This is a genomic window from Anoxybacillus dikiliensis (assembly GCF_050613275.1).
Classification (GTDB): Bacteria; Bacillota; Bacilli; order Bacillales; family Anoxybacillaceae; genus Anoxybacillus.
On the sequence record NZ_CP187112.1, the window covers coordinates 1,396,291 to 1,415,093 of the forward strand.

Annotated in this window: 20 protein-coding genes, 1 other RNA gene and 1 riboswitch; of the genes, 5 read left to right on the plus strand and 16 right to left on the minus strand. The window is 40.1% G+C overall.

Going from position 1 to position 18,803, the window contains the following annotated elements; translation table 11 throughout:
- Positions 1 to 66 precede the first annotated feature (66 nt).
- From ACPF7I_RS07440 to ACPF7I_RS07460, 5 genes are all read right to left on the minus strand, one after another.
- Complete coding sequence (locus ACPF7I_RS07440) at positions 67 to 1,218, minus strand: THUMP domain-containing class I SAM-dependent RNA methyltransferase (RefSeq protein ID WP_430744068.1); 1,152 nt, start codon at positions 1,216 to 1,218, stop codon at positions 67 to 69.
- Between the two features lie 13 nt (positions 1,219 to 1,231).
- Positions 1,232 to 2,929, minus strand: a complete 1,698-nt coding sequence (locus ACPF7I_RS07445; RefSeq protein WP_430745943.1) for a putative bifunctional diguanylate cyclase/phosphodiesterase — start codon at positions 2,927 to 2,929, stop codon at positions 1,232 to 1,234.
- An 87-nt stretch (positions 2,930 to 3,016) separates the two neighbouring features.
- Positions 3,017 to 3,407, minus strand: an RNA gene (rnpB, locus tag ACPF7I_RS07450) — RNase P RNA component class B.
- 67 nt (positions 3,408 to 3,474) lie between these two features.
- Positions 3,475 to 3,771 (minus strand): cell division regulator GpsB, encoded by a 297-nt coding sequence (gpsB, locus tag ACPF7I_RS07455; RefSeq protein WP_009361304.1) that lies wholly within the window; start codon positions 3,769 to 3,771, stop codon positions 3,475 to 3,477.
- Between the two features lie 124 nt (positions 3,772 to 3,895).
- Positions 3,896 to 4,129, minus strand: coding sequence for a CotD family spore coat protein (locus ACPF7I_RS07460; RefSeq protein ID WP_430744067.1), 234 nt, complete (start codon positions 4,127 to 4,129; stop codon positions 3,896 to 3,898).
- Between the two features lie 373 nt (positions 4,130 to 4,502).
- On the opposite strand from ACPF7I_RS07460, the gene ACPF7I_RS07465 reads away from it, so the two are divergent.
- From ACPF7I_RS07465 to ACPF7I_RS07480, 4 genes are read left to right on the plus strand one after another with little or no spacing between them, the layout of a single operon-like run.
- A complete protein-coding gene (locus ACPF7I_RS07465) occupies positions 4,503 to 5,870 on the plus strand; it encodes a protoglobin domain-containing protein (RefSeq protein WP_430744066.1) in 1,368 nt (455 codons plus the stop codon).
- Between the two features lie 23 nt (positions 5,871 to 5,893).
- Positions 5,894 to 6,223, plus strand: coding sequence for a hypothetical protein (locus ACPF7I_RS07470; protein ID WP_430744065.1), 330 nt, complete (start codon positions 5,894 to 5,896; stop codon positions 6,221 to 6,223).
- Complete coding sequence (locus tag ACPF7I_RS07475; RefSeq protein WP_430744064.1) at positions 6,201 to 6,596, plus strand: ATP-binding protein; 396 nt, start codon at positions 6,201 to 6,203, stop codon at positions 6,594 to 6,596. The genes ACPF7I_RS07470 and ACPF7I_RS07475 overlap by 23 nt, the downstream gene beginning before the upstream one ends.
- Positions 6,589 to 6,882: an STAS domain-containing protein gene (locus tag ACPF7I_RS07480; protein ID WP_430744063.1), complete on the plus strand. Its 294-nt coding sequence runs from the start codon at positions 6,589 to 6,591 to the stop codon at positions 6,880 to 6,882. The genes ACPF7I_RS07475 and ACPF7I_RS07480 overlap by 8 nt, the downstream gene beginning before the upstream one ends.
- A 146-nt stretch (positions 6,883 to 7,028) precedes the next feature.
- On the opposite strand, the gene ACPF7I_RS07485 is transcribed toward ACPF7I_RS07480, so the two are convergent.
- The 4 genes from ACPF7I_RS07485 to thiM all read right to left on the minus strand — a co-directional run bounded on the left by ACPF7I_RS07485 (position 7,029) and on the right by thiM (position 10,572).
- Positions 7,029 to 8,165 carry a SpoIIE family protein phosphatase gene (locus ACPF7I_RS07485; RefSeq protein ID WP_430744062.1) on the minus strand — a complete coding sequence of 379 codons (1,137 nt, stop codon included), beginning with the start codon at positions 8,163 to 8,165 and terminating at the stop codon, positions 7,029 to 7,031.
- A 95-nt stretch (positions 8,166 to 8,260) separates the two neighbouring features.
- Complete coding sequence (locus ACPF7I_RS07490; RefSeq protein ID WP_430744061.1) at positions 8,261 to 9,022, minus strand: enoyl-CoA hydratase; 762 nt, start codon at positions 9,020 to 9,022, stop codon at positions 8,261 to 8,263.
- A gap of 100 nt (positions 9,023 to 9,122) precedes the next feature.
- Positions 9,123 to 9,776: a thiamine phosphate synthase gene (gene thiE / locus ACPF7I_RS07495; protein ID WP_430744060.1), complete on the minus strand. Its 654-nt coding sequence runs from the start codon at positions 9,774 to 9,776 to the stop codon at positions 9,123 to 9,125.
- 1 nt (position 9,777) lies between these two features.
- Positions 9,778 to 10,572 (minus strand): hydroxyethylthiazole kinase, encoded by a 795-nt coding sequence (gene thiM, locus ACPF7I_RS07500; RefSeq protein ID WP_430744059.1) that lies wholly within the window; start codon positions 10,570 to 10,572, stop codon positions 9,778 to 9,780.
- 57 nt (positions 10,573 to 10,629) lie between these two features.
- Positions 10,630 to 10,745: riboswitch (TPP riboswitch) on the minus strand.
- A 164-nt stretch (positions 10,746 to 10,909) separates the two neighbouring features.
- On the opposite strand from thiM, the gene hcp reads away from it, so the two are divergent.
- Positions 10,910 to 12,199 carry a hydroxylamine reductase gene (gene hcp, locus ACPF7I_RS07505; protein ID WP_430745942.1) on the plus strand — a complete coding sequence of 430 codons (1,290 nt, stop codon included), beginning with the start codon at positions 10,910 to 10,912 and terminating at the stop codon, positions 12,197 to 12,199.
- 30 nt (positions 12,200 to 12,229) lie between these two features.
- Here the strand turns inward: hcp and ACPF7I_RS07510 are convergent, their stop codons facing one another.
- From ACPF7I_RS07510 to ACPF7I_RS07540, 7 genes are all read right to left on the minus strand, one after another.
- Entirely contained in the window at positions 12,230 to 12,757 is a 528-nt protein-coding gene (locus tag ACPF7I_RS07510) for a thermonuclease family protein (protein WP_430744058.1), read from the minus strand.
- Entirely contained in the window at positions 12,754 to 13,380 is a 627-nt protein-coding gene (locus tag ACPF7I_RS07515) for a histidine phosphatase family protein (RefSeq protein ID WP_430744057.1), read from the minus strand. The genes ACPF7I_RS07510 and ACPF7I_RS07515 overlap by 4 nt, the downstream gene beginning before the upstream one ends.
- Before the next feature lie 50 nt (positions 13,381 to 13,430).
- Positions 13,431 to 14,132, minus strand: a complete 702-nt coding sequence (locus ACPF7I_RS07520) for an ABC transporter ATP-binding protein (protein WP_430744056.1) — start codon at positions 14,130 to 14,132, stop codon at positions 13,431 to 13,433.
- Positions 14,125 to 14,934: an ABC transporter permease gene (locus tag ACPF7I_RS07525; protein WP_430744055.1), complete on the minus strand. Its 810-nt coding sequence runs from the start codon at positions 14,932 to 14,934 to the stop codon at positions 14,125 to 14,127. The genes ACPF7I_RS07520 and ACPF7I_RS07525 overlap by 8 nt, the downstream gene beginning before the upstream one ends.
- Positions 14,931 to 15,380 (minus strand): nitrous oxide reductase accessory protein NosL, encoded by a 450-nt coding sequence (locus ACPF7I_RS07530; RefSeq protein WP_430744054.1) that lies wholly within the window; start codon positions 15,378 to 15,380, stop codon positions 14,931 to 14,933. Before ACPF7I_RS07530 ends, ACPF7I_RS07525 begins: the two co-directional genes overlap by 4 nt.
- A complete protein-coding gene (locus tag ACPF7I_RS07535) occupies positions 15,364 to 16,695 on the minus strand; it encodes a right-handed parallel beta-helix repeat-containing protein (RefSeq protein WP_430744053.1) in 1,332 nt (443 codons plus the stop codon). Before ACPF7I_RS07535 ends, ACPF7I_RS07530 begins: the two co-directional genes overlap by 17 nt.
- A 98-nt stretch (positions 16,696 to 16,793) precedes the next feature.
- On the minus strand, positions 16,794 to 18,722 hold the full coding sequence (locus tag ACPF7I_RS07540) for a putative bifunctional diguanylate cyclase/phosphodiesterase (RefSeq protein ID WP_430744052.1): 1,929 nt from the start codon (positions 18,720 to 18,722) through the stop codon (positions 16,794 to 16,796).
- Positions 18,723 to 18,803: the final 81 nt, after the last annotated feature.

An 18,803-nucleotide genomic window follows, 5' to 3' on the forward strand; every position in this document is an offset into this window, starting at 1 on the left:
AGTACACAAACATTAATTATCGTTCAAAAAAAGAAAGAAGTCAATGAAGTTGAAAAGAAAAAGCTGTCAACAAGACAGCTTGTCATATGAACGGGGAGGACGAGGTCCCCAAAACTGATAATATTGCGTTTCAATAAAACCGTTAAATAGTTTCCGACGTTTCGTTGCTTGTTTCCCATATAACTGCTCAAATTGACGATGAGATGTCAGCATATAAATAGACCACGTATCAAGCGCAGCAAATGTTTTTCCCATTTCCCGATACAATTGCTCCACTTCTTCTTTCTCCCCTAATCGTTCGCTATACGGAGGATTGCCAACAATTACGCCATATTCGTCTTTCGTTCGGAAATCTTTTACTTGCATCTGTTTAAACGTAATTAAATCCGCTAGTCCAGCTTCTTGCGCGTTCGTTTTTGCGATATCAACCATGCGATGGTCAATATCAAATCCAATAATATGCAGCGGTTGGTCATATCGTGCTAAATCTTCAACTTCCTCACGTGCTTCATCCCATAAGCGAGCGGACATCCAATCCCATTGTTCAGATACAAAGTCGCGATTAAATCCCGGGGCGATATGTTGACCGATCAACGCCGCTTCAATAGCGATCGTTCCTGACCCACAGAACGGATCAACAAATGGGCGATCCGGTGTCCAATTCGTTAATTGAACGAGCGCCGCTGCTAGCGTTTCTTTTAATGGAGCCTCCCCTTGCTTCACACGATATCCTCTTTTATGCAGTCCTGCACCGCTCGTATCGATTGTCAATGTGGCAACATCTTTATGTAAAGCTACCTCAACGCGAAACAATGCCCCTGTTTCCTCAAACCAAGACACACGGTAATGTTGCTTTAAATGTTCAACAATTGCTTTTTTTACGATCGCTTGACAATCGGATACGCTAAACAATTTTGACTTGACCGATTTTCCGACAACAGGGAATTGGGCATCAATCGGCAAAAATTGCGCCCACGGTAACGCTTTTGTTTGTTCAAACAACTCATCAAACGTTGTTGCAGGGAATTCGCCTACTTTTATTTTTACCCGATCGGCTGTTCGAAGCCATAAGTTCGTGCGGCAAATCGCTCGCTCGTCCGCAACAAATGTCACTTTCCCATTTTCTACTTCACAGTTATATCCGAGTGCGCGTACTTCATCTGCAACGATTGCCTCAAGTCCCATCGCTGCAGTAGCAATTAACGTTATTTGTCCCATGTTCGTTCACCTTTCATCTTATGTGTCTATCCCACTCTTGAATAAATGGTTGCAATTCATCAAATGGCATTGGTTTTGAAATGTAATATCCTTGTGCAAAATCACACCGTTGCTCCTCTAAAAACGCATACTGTTGTTCTGTTTCAACCCCTTCTGCCACAACAGCTAAATGTAAATTGTGTGCCATCATAATAATTGTGGACACAATCGTCGCATCATCACTATATAAAGAGAGACGTCGAATAAATGATTGATCAATTTTTAAAATATCAATCGGAAAACGATGTAAATAACTTAAAGAAGAAAAACCTGTCCCGAAGTCATCAATCGCCAACTTAAACCCACACTGTTTAAGCTTTACAAGTTTTTGAACAGACTCCTCTGCATTCGGCATAATCGTGCTTTCCGTTAACTCTAATTTAAAACAACGTGGGGGCACATCGTTTTCGTTAACAATCATCGATAATTGCTCGACGAAATCGTCTTGTTGAAAATGGACTGCAGAAATATTTACCCCTATTTTCATATGTGGGGCGAATTGATGAATCGCCTTCATATGTATGCACGCTTGTTCAAACAGCCATTTCGTCATCGGAACAATAAGCCCCGTTTCTTCTGCAAGGGGAATAAATTGCGCGGGCGAAACGAATCCGCTGTTCGGTTGTTTCCAACGCATTAACGCCTCAATGACTTCAATTTTTTTCGTTTTCATATTCACGATAGGTTGATAGTAAACGCTTAGCTCGTTTCGTTCCATTGCTTTTCGTAAATAATTTTCTAACGTCACAACTTCGCTTTGATAGTCCAATTTAGCCGTATATAGTTCAAAACGATTTCGTCCACTTTCTTTCGCTTTTTGCATTGCTCGATCGGCTCGGCGTAATAACGTTTCTTCATCGTCTCCATCGTTTGGATACATGCTTATACCGATACTTGTCGAAATGTATACATCTTCCCCATTCAGCATAAATGGAACTTGAAGTGATTCAATCATCCGTTCTGCCATTGTGATTGCTTCTTGTACATCTTTTATTTTAGGCAAAATGACAACAAACTCGTCCCCACCGATGCGTGCAAGCGTATCTTTCGTACGCAATAACTTTTTTAAACGATTCGCCACTTTTTTTAATAGTATGTCTCCCATATAGTGACCGAGTTCATCATTAATATATTTAAATCGATCTAAATCGAGAAATAAAATCGCTAATTGCTGATTGTAACGCCGAGCTACATCAAGTAAATGTTGCAGACGTTTCGTAAATAGTTGGCGATTCGGAACGTTGGTCAACACGTCATAATTCGACAGCCGCGCCAATTGCTCCATCGTCCGTTTATGTTGTGTCACATCTGAAAAAATGGCCACATAATGCGTCGGTTTCCCGGTAGCATCGCAAATCGCTTTAATCGTTAACCATTCAACAAACAATTCACCATTTTTTCGTTTATTCCAAATTTCTCCCTTCCAAATTCCATGATCACGCAACGTTTCCCACATGTTTTCGTAAAACGTACGATCGTGCAATCCAGAACGAAGGATATTTGTCTTTCTTCCGAGCACTTCCTCCTGCGTATAGCCTGTTACCGTTTCAAAGGCTGGATTAGCTAATAAAATATGCCCATTTTCATCAGTAACAATAATCCCTTCATCTGCTTCTTGAATAATGGTATAGGCAATAGCTAAAAATGTATCTGTTTCAAACAACGTCGACATCCGTTTCTTCACAACACGCTCTCCCCTTATGTCCGCAAAATAAAAACTCCCCTGACGATGTGCAGGAGAGTTATGCCATGAATCATGTTCTGTAAGCCATGTTCTGTTCCGTCGTACTGCAAACGGCTTATGCCTCGTACTTCGGCGGTAATCATCTATCTACAGGCATCCGCCTGTCCTTCTCTCCGTTCATTTCCTTCGAGAAGGTGCCCCTACCATCATTTGGGTTTCTCGCTCGTGGGGTTTACCGCGTTCCACTCTTGCCGTTTCCAGCAAGACTACGTCACTGTGGCACTTTAAAGGTAGTCGAGCCATATCCGATACGGACGTAGGCTCTTTCCCTGCCGTCAGCCCAGCTTGCCGCCAGACTGCCCTAGCTTATGAATTCGCTAGGCACGAACACTACGGGCATCTCAGCACCGTGCGAGCATGGACTTTCCTCTACGATGCATATGCATCGCAGCGATTACCCGAACATGATTCATGTGAGCATATGATAGTATATCCGAAACGATAAGCCAAATCAATAGAAAAGGTTGGAATATTTATTCATAAAGTTTGCTCCCGAAAACATGTTTTTCTAAATTGGAAAGACGTTGCAAAATATCAAAGTTCGTCGTTCCTGATTGAGATGGCTGACGTTTTTGCGCCTCCTGCAATTGGCTTTTCAAACGTGTATTTTCTTGTTGTAACTGTTCAATCATTTGATGAAATGTTTCATAGTCTTTAATAATTAAGTCGAGAAAACGATCGACTTCATCTTGATTATATCCGCGCATACTTATTTTAAATTCTTTTTCAAGAATGTCTTTTGCTGTTAAGTTGATACGATCCGAAAGCACGTTTGCTCACCTCAATTGTCTATGTCTACACCTATTCTTTCAAAAAAAGCAGTCATTGTCAATTTTTCATTTTCACAAACTTCGTCTTTTTTTCGACAAAAAACCGAAGGCGAAGCGCCTTCGGTCAAAACGGTCTCGGAAACGGACCAGGACCTGGACAAACAACATGTTGATGCGATACATCGTTAACAATAGATTGCGTATGCGGAAAATAATGTTGATGCTGGAACATATGGTGATTGACATACGTCGTATGTGACGGATGAATGTGCGGCACAATCGTCGTTTGCATTTGATGTTGTGTACAGCACTTTGTCGGATAAACGATTGGCGGCATCATATTTGGACGACAATGCATATTTCATACCCCTTTCGTATTGGATTTTGTTACATTACTAGCGTATGTATCAAGGGGTATACATGTACTAATGGAAATACCTATTTTACATGGACGTATAAATGTTATGCTTCATATTCGCAAAAAGGACAACCGTAGCCCCGATTAAAACAAAAAACAAGTATAAAATTTTTTTACTCATCGTTTCTCTCTCCGTAGCTTATATTGTTCACGAATATACATTCTACTCGATTCAATTGTATTCGACAAGACGGAAAAATATTGTCATTTTTTGCGCTTCCCTAGGAAATAACATAAAAATTTTCCTTCTTATTTTTGCTGTACATGATATAATATTTTAGGGGGATTTTTTATAAACAATGGAGGGAAAACGATGTCAAAATGTCCATTTCACGCCCTTTTCAATGAATCTGGGGCGATTCAACTGTTCCGAAAAAAGCATCAAAAAGAAAAAGAAGATGCAACTCTTCACCTTTCTTCACCTTCACATGTTACAACATATTACCGCCAACTTCTTTCAAGCGATCGAAAACAGCAAGTTTCTTTCGTCGGATTGACGGAAGAAGATATACAGCAGCTCGCTTCCATTCGCCCGCTGTTTGCTAAACATGTAGAGCGAATCGTGGATGCGTTTTATGATCAAGTGGGGCAAATGCCGCATTTACGAAAAATTATCGACCATCATTCTACAATCGATCGCTTAAAACAAACGTTACGCGCGTATGTCATGGATATGGTCTCTGGTGAAATTGGCGAACAGTACATCATTCGTCGAAAAGTAATCGGTAACGTTCATAACCGCATTGGGTTATTTCCAGAATGGTATTTAGGGGCTTATACGATCATTCAAAACGAAGTGCTTCACATATTAATGGAAGAGTTACCTCCGGCAGAAGCAATGAACGTATACCGTTCGTTCAACAAGCTTTGTTCTTTTGATATGCAAATTGCGATTGAAACGTATATTGAATCGTACACATCGTCGATGATGAAATTAAACGAAATTGCAGAGCTACAGCATCGTCTAACAGAATCGTCTACAACGCTCGCTTCAAGTGCAGAAGAAACGACCGCTTCGATCTTTGAAGTGCAAAAAAATGTGCAAAGTATGTTGAATGAAGTGACGTCCATCCAACGTCAGTCCGTTCAAATGACAGAACGGGTCGAAAAAGGAAAAGAAGATGTGAAGCAAACATTAACGAAACTTGATGGCGTTGCTAGCTTGATTGAGGGAACAAAATCACTTACAAACGAACTAACAGATAGCTCTCGGAAAATTGGAGAAATTGTCAGCGCGATTCGCAGCATTTCAAATCAAACAAATATTTTATCGTTAAATGCAAACATTGAAGCAGCAAGAGCGGGGGAACACGGTAAAGGATTTGCGGTCGTTGCCAATGAAGTGCGGAAATTAGCTGCACAAACTGAGCAATCGCTTGACTACATTCAAAATCATATTGATGTTGTTCAGCAAACGATTCGAAAATTTGAACATGCGTTCCAACAAATTGTAGAAGAAACGCGGGCATTCCGACAAGCGAATGAAAGCATTATTCACATTTTTGATCAGTCTGTTACCGATGTGAAATTAACGAACAAAAAAATTGACCAATTCACTTCACTTATTGAACAGTTCCATCAAATGTTTGATGAAATTTCATCTGCCGCATCACAAATCGCAGAAATGGCGGAACAACTGAACGATTTAAACCAAGAACTGACCGACAAGTTTAATTCGTAAATGTTAAATGGAGGAAGAAACGAATGAAATCTCCACGACTAAAGTACGAGCAACGAACGTTTACGCATATCGATGAAATGGCAGAAACGTTACTTCACGAAATAAACGAACAGCTTATTCGCATCGACATGGGGCTTCTCCCGAACGATGTGCAAACGCGCAATTACGCAAAATTTCGTCTTATGCATTTACAACGTTCATTTGGGGAGAACGTTCCACTGTCATTTCGTTCAACGTATAACTCGTTATGGAGTCAATTATATCGTCTCGAGCATCAAGATCATTATAAGCACCCGTACATTCAACAACTTTTGATTCAGTTAAGAAACAATGATTCAAGCTCAGCTAAATGAAACAAATTATAGCACGATGATCTCAGCGATGCTCGAGCAGTTAGATGATCGTATTCAACTAGACGACATGCAAAAATATACAGTCCAACTCGTATTATGGGAGCTCGTTTCAAATGTCATTCGTCACTCTACAAAAAAATGCGCTACTGTACATATGTGCTGGTCAAATGACATGATCGTTATTGAAGTAGCTGATGAGGGGGATGGATTTCAATGGGAGGAACAACTAAATGCCCCACCTCCTCAACTCGCCCACCAAGGAGGACGAGGACTGTTTCTTATTCAACAACTCGCTTCACATTTTTCATTCGACGAGAACGGAAAGCGTGCTATCGTCAAGATTGCGAGAAAAAAGGGGGAAAAATATGATTGACATTGTAACATACGGTGATAAAGTTGTTGTCTCGTTTCAGCAAGATATTAATTTTGAAACGTCACGTGTTATGGAAGAAACGATCCAATCACAGTCGTGGGATACATCTCATTTACAAATTGACTTATCTGCTGTTCGGTTTATTGATAGCTCTGGCGTTCGGTTGCTTATTAGCTGGTTGTATCCGTTGAAAGATCGAGTGCACATCGAAATGACAGGTGTTTCAGCACCTATTAAGCATATATTATCAATTTGTCAATTGGATCAAATAGTAGATGTAAAATGAAGCCGACCCAAAAGTCCGCTAAAAAGCGGACTTTTGGGGTTAGTTTTCTTTGGCAAACTTTTTGTTTTTGTTCGTGATAGACAGGATTCCATTGTGTCGTACGTCCATATTTAGAAGTTGTGCAGGCAGAACGGAATGGGCAACCCTCATTTCACATGAATGGAAACAAACGTAATATCGTCATTTCCTTTCGTATGTTGCGCTTGCTCATTGATCTTCTCTACCATTTGATCAAACGAATGAGCGGTTTGCATCGTATGCACAAGTTGCTTAGCACAGTCATCACCTAACACTTCGATTAGCCCATCTGTGTAAAGAATAAGATACGTATCATGTTGAAAAGAAATCGTCCCTTTTTTGTATGGAGCGTTTGGTATAATACCGATTGGAATGCCCCCTTCTTTTAGAAACATGATGTTTTGATTGGTCATCAATATCGCCGCAGGATGTCCTGCATTCACATACTCTATCACTTCATTTTTTACATCAATCGTTCCGTAAAAAGCTGTAAAATAATATTTCGTTTCCTTTCCGAACAATTGAAAGGCATGTCGATTTAATTCATGTACAACAGCAAGCGGTTCAGTCACTTTCGTCATTAATCCATGTAATAGCGAACGAATCGACATTGCAACGAGCGCGGATGCAACACCATGACCCATAACATCAATAACGATAAAAGCATACATATGTGGGCGAACTTGCTGCCAAAAATATAAATCACCAGACAGTTGTGAGGACGGAATATACGTCCCAACAAAATGAATATGTTCATTATTCATTCGCTCAGGGAGCAAACCTTCTTGAACGAGACGAGCTAAGTGTAAGTCTTCGTTCATCTTTTTTTGCATCGCCCACATATGTCGATAACTTTCCATATATGCTTCGTTCGTTCGCTTCAGCTGATCCATCGTTTCTTTTTGGCGATACGCCAATTGAACACGAGCAATCAGTTCGACCATGGTGAACGGCTTACGAATGTAGTCAAATGCCCCAGCCGCAAACGCTTCCTCTAATTTTTGCTCATCATCATAACCAGTGACCATTAATATAGGAGTGTGCTGCAATTGCTCATGTTGTTTAAAGCGCCGACACCATTCAATACCGTCCGTTTTCGGCATACAAATGTCCATTAAAATGACATCTACCTGTTGTGATAACATATATGCGTATGCGTCATTTGCATCTTCAAACAGATAAATTGAAATATTTTCAATATGTTCAAGCATTGCTTCAATCATTTCCAATGTCGGTCTATAATCATCAATAACTACTACTTTCATCTTCCGTCGCCCTTTTCGTCATATTTTCTATATTTCATTTATACACGTCACCAGGTTGAAAAGGCTAGCGTAAAGATGAAAGTTTTATAAATTTTTTATTTTCCACGAAAATGCGGACGACGCTTTTCTAAAAAGGCTCGAATGCCTTCTGCATGATCTTCCGTTTGACGCATTTCTGCTTGATATGCTGTCTCCATTTGCAACGTTTTTAACAATTGTTCTTCGCTTAAATGGGCGTACAACTGCTTCGTTGCGATCATTGCAACAATCGGTTTCGCTAACCATTCATTCACTTTTTGTTCAATCGTCTGTTCATCACCAATTTCATCAATGAGTCCCACTTCATATGCTTCCTGTGCACTCATCACCTTTCCTTCCCATATCACTTGTTTTGATTTTCCTTCTCCAATTTTCCGTTTTAAAAAGAAATGGCCTCCACCATCCGGAATTAATCCAATACCGATAAAATTCATTGCAACACGTGCTTGTTCATTTGCAATCACATGGTCACAAGCGAGCGCTAAGCTAAGTCCTAATCCTGCAGCAGCGCCATGCACGTAACTGATCGTTAGTTTTGGCAATTGATACAGTGTGAGAGCAATTTGTTTAATCGTTTCCATCACTTCTATGAATGAATGCTCATTCGTTGACTGCAACATCGTTTTAATGTCTCCCCCTGCACAAAATCCCTTTCCTCGTCCACGAATAACGACAATATCCGCCTCACTTTTTTCCACTTCTTTTAACGCTTGCAACAACTCCGCTAACATTTGCTCGTTTAAAGCGTTCAACGCATCCGGACGATTCAATTCGATTGTTGCGACTCGCTCTTCATATGACAATACGATATGTTCCATTTTTCCATCTCCCTCTTTCATATGTTCGTTTTTCTCTTTCGACGGATATGAATAAAATCCTTCATCAAAAATATAAACATTAGTAATAAAAAAGACGACATCAACTGCCGCCTTTTTGTTTTGTATGCATCACGATCTCATATAGCCGCTTTGTTTGTTCCCGAATTTGTTTGGCACGGCAAATGGCCGAAATGACAGCGATTCCGTCTGCCCCCGCTTCAATGACTTGCTTTGCTGTTTGTTGTGTAATCCCACCGATTGCCACAAGGGGAACGTGTTTTTCATGTGCGCGAATGTGCTCGATCATTGCCAAACCACATGCTTGTTTTGCATCTTTTTTTGAAACGGTCGGGAAAATCGGACCTAATCCGACATAATCGGCACGAGCGGAAAGCGCTTGTTTCACTTCATTTAAGTTGTACACAGATACACCTAAATAGCGATCCCCTATTCGCTCACGCACACGTTCAGCCGCCTCATCCTCTTGCCCGACATGAACTCCATCTGCCTGTAAGGCAAGCGCTAAATCAACATCATCATTTACAATAAAAGGAATTTTATGAACACGACATCGCTCAAGCAATTTCTCAGCTAAACGATATTTTTCAACTCCTGTCAGCGCCCCTTTTCCTTTTTCCCGAAACTGAAACATCGTGATGCCACCTTCGATCGCTTCATGAAGCACAGCAACTGGATCTTTCGTACAATCGACGCTCCCCATCACAAAGTATAAAGATAGTTTTTGTTTCATCATCTTATTCCCCTCGAATACGTGCGTATTTATCTACTTCTTCTTCGCTCGTTTCGTATAAAGCATTGAAAAACGCAAGCTGAAAAGAGCCAGGGGCTTGCGCTTGTTTAGCTGCTTTTTCAGCTGCTATACCATAATAAGCGAGCGTAGCGATGGATGATTCTACCATATTATCTCCTACACTAGCAAATGCGCCTAATACTGCACTTAATAAGCAACCTGTTCCCGTTACTTTCGTCAACATCGCATCGCCGTTTGAAACGATCGTTACGTGTTCTCCATCTGTCACTATATCATCTTTTCCGGTTACAACGACTACACAACGAAACATACGTGCTACTTTTTTAGCGATGTGCACGAGATCAGCTTCAACGTCCCCTGCATCTACTCCTTTTGTACGGACTTGTTCCCCAGCAACGCTTGCGATTTCTGATGCATTTCCACGCAAAATAGAAATATTTACTTCATGCAATATACGTCTTGCTGTTTCCGTGCGATACGCTGTCGCCCCCGCCCCAACGGGATCAAAAACAACGGGGATGTTTGCTTCATTTGCCGCTTTTCCAGCAATCAACATCGCTTCTACGTCTGTTTCATTTAATGTGCCGATATTTAATACAAGTGCGCGTGCTAAGCGCACCATATCAGCTACTTCTTCTTTGGCATACGCCATGACAGGAGATGCGCCTATCGCAAGTAAACCGTTAGCAACAAAATTGGTCACCACCACATTTGTCATATTATGTACAAGTGGTGATTCCTTTCTAACACGCGTTAACCATTGTCCAACGTTCATCATTCATTCCCCCCTATAAAAAATAAAAACTAGTCGGAAAGAATCGACTAGTTTACATTGACAAAACATAGCCTACTTCCCTCCGCTGGTACAAACCAGATCAGGTTCAAAGGGTTGGAAAACTGATTGCGCGTTTTCCTCTCAGCCATCGCCATCCGGCACCCCTAGTAGTGTGATTCATTTAGTTTTTCTTCATTTTAATACATTTTTTCTCATTATTCAATATAGAACATTGTCAATTTTCGTTCACATTTTTGTATAGAAGTGTGATATGTATCACTTACGTCACACATATTTTCCCCTATTGTTAAAGTGTTAATAATGAAGAGGAGGGGTCATGATGTTTTGTCATCAATGTGAACAAACACCAACAGGGGGATGTACAGTTGTCGGCGTTTGCGGGAAGGATGAAACGATTGCAAGCTTGCAAGATACCATTGTGTTTGCGCTAAAAGGAATTGCAGCGTATCGCACGCATGCTCATCAACTCGGATATACAGATCCATTCGTCGACACAACAACACACGAAGCGTTATATATGACGCTAACAAATTCTAACTTTAACGTACAAGAGCATTTAGATATGGCGATGAAAGTCGGTAGAGCTGCCATTCGGGTCATGGAACTACTTGATCGGGCACATACAGAACGGCTCGGCATTCCTCAGCCTGTCCGTGTATCCCAAAATAAAATTGAAGGAAAATGTATTCTCGTAACAGGACATAATTTATTTGCTCTCGAACAGCTATTAAAGCAAACAGAAGGAAAAGGAATTAATATTTATACACACTCAGAAATGCTCCCAGCACACGGTTATCCGCAATTAAAAAAATATAAACATTTAAAAGGGAACGTCGGAAAAGCATGGTACGATCAACGCCGCCTATTCGAAAAATTCCCTGGCGCCATTTTAGCCACAACAAACTGCGTCATGCCGATTAAAGGGTCGTACGCTGATCGCATGTTTTCATACGATGTAGCAGGATTAGAACATGTACAAAAAATTGAAAATGACGATTTCACACCGTTAATTGAAAAAGCATTACAACTTCCAGAAGCAAATATCGAATCAGACGAAACATTAGTGACCGGTTTCCATCACGAAACAGTCATTCAAATTGCACCTGAAATGATTCAAGCTGTAAAAGAAGGAAAAATTCAGCGCTTTTTCGTCATTGCAGGATGTGACGCTCCTGGAAAAGGTGGCGAATATTATCGCTCATTAGCAACATCTTTACCAGAAAACACCGTCATTTTAACGACATCTTGTGGAAAATTCCGCTTTAACGATGTGGATTATGGTGTCGTTCCTGGTACGAACATTCCACGATATATCGACTTAGGACAATGCAATAACTCGATTTCAACAGTAAAAATTGCGATGGCGCTTGCAGAAGCGTTTGGCTGTGAAGTGAATGAGCTGCCTGTTAGCATCGTCCTTTCATGGTTCGAACAAAAAGCGGTGGCCATCTTACTCGGATTGTTTAGTTTAGGTATTCAAGACATTCGAATTGGACCGAAAGCACCGCACTTCATTTCGGAAGGTGTGTTACATGTACTACAAGACATGTTCGGTCTCAAACTTATCGGCGACGTAGAAGAAGATATGCAAGCAATGTTAGCACATTAAAAGGGCTGTTTCATCCAGCCCTTTTCATATTTACGAAGCTTGATCTAACCATACGCTCATGTTAAATCCTTTTTCTGTTACGTATCCATCCACACTCCAAATGCGCCTTTTCGCTTTTTTTGCTTCCTCTTGTGCTTTATACAATTTTTTTGCATATTTTGTATCCGGTTCAAACACATAAGCAACACGCGCCAGCCCTTCTTGTACAATTTTTTCTTGATACAAAGTTCCATCCTCCAACCATATGTACGCAAGCAATCGACCGTAACGATCATACGGTTGTTCTTTCGCACTTAATTCGACTGTCACTTTTTTGTGAAGAAGGACATCTTTAGCGAATTGCTTTGCTTCTTCACCATACGCCTGTTTTTCGCGATACGTTTCTGGCGTGTCAATGTTTAACAGACGAATAGTTACAACCTCTCCATCTTTTTTTATTTTGACTGTATCTCCATCAACAACATATTGTACTGTCGTAACAAACGTCGTTCCTTTATTTTGTTGTATACAACCGTTAATAAGGAAAATGAATACAAAAAGAACAAACCATTTTTTCATCCTTGTATCATCTCAGCTTCAAGGTGCGAAATATCTGACTCACATTCCAAAATCCATCTTTCTCCATCGAACGAAACGATAGTAACACTCGTACCATATACGCGGCTACTTTCCCATAACTGTCCGAGCGTTTGCTGTTTCCAATACACAAGAAGCGTACGAATAACAACGCCATGTGTAACGACAAGAATATGACCTTCTGAATGAGTATCGGCAATATGATGAATGGCAGCTACAGCCCGACGTTGCACATCAAGAAACGTTTCTCCAACAATTGGATTGTATACATGTGGTTCATGATAAAAATAATAATGATTTTGTTCGTCTGTTTGAGCAATTTCAGCAATCGTTTTTCCTTCCCAATGGCCTAAATGAATTTCACGTAATCGTTCATCGAAATACATTGGTACGTCACGTTGCCCTAAAACAATTTGAGCCGTTTCTTTTGTTCGACCGCTTGGACTACAATACAGAGCCGTAAACGGGACTGTACGTAAGCTTTCCTGTAAAAGTGTCGCATGTTTTCTTCCTGTTTCAGTTAAAGATGAATCTTTCCATCCTTGCATGCGTTGTTGTGCATTCCACTCTGTTTCTGCATGACGAATGACGTACAATTTTAACATGTTACATTCCCCCTCCAAACGAAAAAAGTAAGCTATGTTCGCTTACTTTTTCAGTATGCCATATGTTGTGAAAGTTGTGCAAAAAATATAGACTCTAACGATTTCCCATCTCGACAGAGCGTAGAAACCGAATCATATACGAGCATTTGTCCTTGGTGAATAAACGCAACAGCATCTGCAATTTCTTCCACGATCGACAACATATGTGTCGAGAAAATAACAGCTTTCCCCTTTTCTTTTTCAATCTGAATGAGTCGTTTAAATTCCCATACCCAGTACGGATCTAAACCGTTTGTTGGCTCATCTAAAATAAGCAATGGCGCGTCTGCCAAAAGCGCTTGCGCAAATGCAAGGCGTTGTTGCATTCCTTTTGAATATGTCTTTACTTGCTTATGTTGATCATTTGTCAATCCAACAAGCTGTAAACATTGTTCGACACGCTCAGCTGTTGCTCCTTGCCATCGTCCGAACAAAGATAACACTTCGTAACCTGTTAAAAGCGGAGGAAATTGTAAATGATCGGGCATAAAGGAAAACCATTTTTTTTCATCTTTTTTCACTTGTTTTCCGTTTACATATATGTCTCCCTTTGTTGGACTCAGCTGTCCAATTAGCATTTTAATAATTGTGCTTTTCCCAGCACCGTTACCACCGCATAACGCCAAACATTGTCCTGACTGAACCGAAAATGAAATGTTTTCTACTTTGTTTTGTTCATTGTATATTTTCGTTAATCGTCTCACCTCAAGCATGACGTTTCCCTCGTTTCATCCATACGTTCGCTAAAAATAATGGAACAATCATCCATACGCATGCGATCGCCACAAATGACAGTTGTCCACTTGTGCTTTCTGCCCATCTTGACCATTCGTATAGTTGCGGTCCAAATAGAGCGCTACTTTTCATCGCCGTTATCGTCCAAACACGCATAAGTTCAACTGGATTACAAATAACGGATAACCCGAATAGTAAGATGGTAAACTGTTTGGGCACAAGCGATAATAATGCTAATGTGAGAAATTCATAAAATAAAACGAAAAACGCCCAAATAAACAAGCTGACACCGAGCGCTTGTAAACGATTAGAAGAAACAAGTCCAATGAATAAAGCGATCGCCAAAAAAATGCTCGTTAATACAATCGTTAATGCAAACGAAAGGAAAAAAAATGTCGACCACGTTCCTCCTGTTGTAAAAAGAACAACGCTTGCACTCCCATATCCGAAAGCGATGACAGTCCATAATGATATACAACTACCGGCATATAACCCGAACGTTAACGAACGAGGGGAGATCGGGTATGTTAATATAAGCGATAACCGACCGTCTTCTTTCTCCCCTGCAATAAACAAACTACCTGCTAATAAGGAAACAAGTGGAACAAGTAAAAGAGATAAATTTAATAAAGCTGCCGTCGAACGTGTAAATACCCCTGCTGTCTCGTGCCCGCTACTCGCAATTACGGTTGATGATAAAATCGCAAATAAAATGGCAAAGCTTATGAGCCATTTGCTACGAATCATCATCATCCATTGGTACTTCATCGCTGTATTCATTTTTCAAATCCCCACCGGTGCTGTTTTAGTTGCTCATACGTCCATAACTGTCCTTCCCCTTCTTGTTCCATGTACGCTTTTGCATGTTGCTCATTGACAAATGAAACAACACCGTAGTTCATCGGCGTCCAATAATTTGGATGATAAGCATAAACCGCTTTCTCAAGCTCAACCCATTCACCGTTTGTTACATCCCGAACATATAACTTAGCTATGTCATCGTTGTTTTGCTTACGCATCCACTCAATCATGCAACCAATATCGTCAAATTTATGCACCGTTCCATCTTTTAAAATCGCTTCCGTTGCATACTGCTCCGCTACGATACTCATGTTGCAAACAACGCATACATCAATATCCGGATTAATGTCTTCCGGTTCATACGATTTCTCTCCACTACATGCAACAAGGAAGCATGCAAATAAAAGACTAGCCATTTTTTTCATATTTCATTCTCCTTCCATATACAAACATAAACAAACTGCTTACTAATAAGATGCTTCCAAACAACAATAGTCTCCATGATCGTTCGTTTGTTTCGTTTTTATTGTAATCGACTTCCATGAGCGGAAAACGGTCTTCTCCTTGCGCCTGTGCTTGTGTAAAAAATGACTCCGTCGCATCAAGAAGAGCTAGCGCAGGACTTTGAAAATAAAATTGCACGCTTGGCCATTGTCGTAACAGTCGACTATACATCGAACGAATACGATGCGGGGCATCCCCAATTCCATCATCGTTCAAGTCGTAAAACCGGTAGGTATCCCAATAGTTTCCTTTTTCTCCATCATCAAATGCAATGGGCACACCTTGAATAAGCGCGTCTTCCATATTTCCTAAAAATTTATTTCCAACAACAATCGCGTTGTCATTTTCATATAAACTATGCAGAGCACGATAATTTCCAATGAATTCATTTACTTTTATAGTACAATGACGTCCGTTTTGTAATGATAACGCTGTGCTATTATAAAGCAACGTATTGTTATGCATCACAACATGTTCACTATCATAAATGAGCGCTCCGTATCCACGGTAATCTAATTGTTTGGTAATCGTATTTTGTTCGATCGTAAATCGTTTTGACATCATCATCATGATTCCATTAATATTTTCCGTCAGCACGTTCTCTTTTGCTATTCCATCCTCTGCATACATAAAATGAATCGCATAGCGCGCATTTGTTACTTTATTTTTCTCGATCGTCGTATGTTCAGCTCCATCCAAATACACGCCATCTTGCACACGCGAAATATCATTTTGACGTACAACGACATGTTTTGTCTTCAATAAGTGGATGCCGTTTCCACGTTGAGCAAAGTGAACATCTCGACCACGCATAACATTGTTTACAAGATGAATATTTGTTCCTTTTTCGACGTAAACACCATAATGCACATCTTCAATACGTACGTTTTTCAACGTAACATGTGAACTTTCCTTAATTTGTACACCTGCTCCTTTTCCGTATGCACTTCTACGAATCGTGAGCCCTTCTATATAAACATGAGAGGCACGAATTGTGATGACATATTCACTTCCATCCCCATCAATTACCGCTCCGGGTTCAGCCATCAAATAAATCGGCTTATGAATAATAATCGGACCTTCGTATACTCCTCGTTTGACGACTAATACATCACCGGCATGCGCCTCATCAATCGCCTGTTGCAACTGTTTATGTACTTCAATTGTTTGTCCATATGCAGTTTCTGTAAACAAAAGTGTAACGATCGGTATGAGCAAAAAAAGTAAGCTACGCATGTCTATTCATTCCTCGTTTTTATCATTTATACATCTACACTAATGTAAATTTGTGAAGAAAAAAGAAAATATATGTGAACAAAACGTGAAAAGAGGCGCTAATGAAGCGCCTCTTTCGGTTGATTATGCTGTTCAAGCCATTGTAGTAACTTCTCCGCTTCTAACGATTGACTAAAATAAAATCCTTGAGCAAAATCACAATCCATTTTTTGTAACAAAGATACTTGATCGTCGCGTTCTACTCCTTCGGCAAGTACTTGTAAGTCTAAACTTTTCGCTAAATGAATAATCGTATCGACGATCGTAGCATCTTTTGAATTATCCGTGATGTCACGAATGAATGAGCGGTCGATTTTTAATAATGAAACGGGTAAGTTGCGAATGTAAGCAAGTGATGAAAAACCGGTACCGAAATCGTCAATTGCCACTTGAATTCCGATCTGTTTTAACTCTGTTAAAATATGTCTTCCAGTCTCGATATTTTCCATTAGTCCGCTTTCTGTGATTTCTAAAATTAAATAGTTTGGTGGAAATTGTGTATGTTGCAAAATATTTTTTACATGCATCACAAATTCTTTTCGATTCAGTAAAAATGGTGATAAGTTCACCGCGAGCTTTAGCGTCGGAAAATGGGTTTGCCATTGTTTTACTTGTCGACACGCTTCTTTTAACACCCATGTTGTAATTTCGAAAATAAATCCATTTTTCTCTGCGATCGGAATAAACTCTAATGGTGAAATCGCTCCAAGCGTTGGATGCGTCCAGCGCATGAGCGCCTCAACTCCCATAATCGCTTTATTATCTAGCGACACTTTCGGTTGGTAACATAAATAAAATTGATTGTTTAACAACGCAATCGGTAGCTCTTGTTCAATCATTGTTTTTCGATTTTGTTGAGGATGGTAAAAATGATAACCTTTTCCTCTCTCTTTTGCGTAACAGAGCGCTTGATCCGCTTGTTTTAACAGCGTGTCTAAATCCATACCGTCTTGTGGAAAAAACGTCACCCCAACAGAAAGGCTAGATTGAATGACATGCTCTTTATATCGGAATGGTTCTACAAACGATTGAAGCAAATGTTCCATCCGCGTAACAATCGTTTCTTTATTCACATCGTGTAGCACGATTGAAAACTCATCGCCACCGATGCGGGCAAAAAAATCTTCTTGTCGCACATGTTGCTGAATGCGGCGAACAGCTTCTTGCAAAAAGAAGTCTCCTGCTTGATACGAAAAGCGATCGTTAATCCATTTAATTTTGTCAAAATCAATATAACATAATGCAAACGGTCGCTTCTGCTGAATCATATGTTGTACATACGATTCAAAATAAAAGCGATTCGGAATGTCGGTTAACGAATCGAAATGTTTTAATTTCGCAAGTGCTTCCTCGCAACATTTCCACTTTGTAATATCTTTTGCAACAACGATGACGTGTTCAATTTCATTTTTTTCATTTAATAATGGGTGGGCATGCATATGAATCCATATAAAATGTCCCTCATCTGTCCGCCAACGACAGTCGATTGTCGTCTCTTTTTCTTTTGTTGCATAAATCGTATGTAACTTTTCCATCAAAAGCGGTATGTCTTCATGGTGAACAAAAGAAAATAATTCATGACTACACACTTTTTCTGTGCATTTCAACACATATTGAGCCGTTGGCGAAACATACGTAATCTCGCCTTCTGCTGATAAAATAAACGTAAATTCAGATGCAAGTGAAGCGATCGAAGAAGTAAGACGCATATCGATGAACGGTTCATATTGATATGTCGCAACAACCGCCTGTAAGTTCCCTTCTTTGTTATATAAAGCTGTTGCTTGTACATACACATCGTTTTGTCCATTCTTTTGTTTTACGACGGCATACGAAGCCGTGCGCCCATTTTCAGCTTCTTGTATAAACTTTTCTAACAGCCCGCGATCAACCCCACGATGATAAAAATGTTGAAAAAAATGTTCATCTGCTCCTAAAATTTTTCCATTTGGAGCGATGACAGCGATTGCTTGCATCATCTTATTCATCCTCTTTGTTGTTAAAGTTCTATCTTCATTTTCACTAAAAACGGTGAAAAAATCAACAACGTTTCTAATATTTCTGAATAA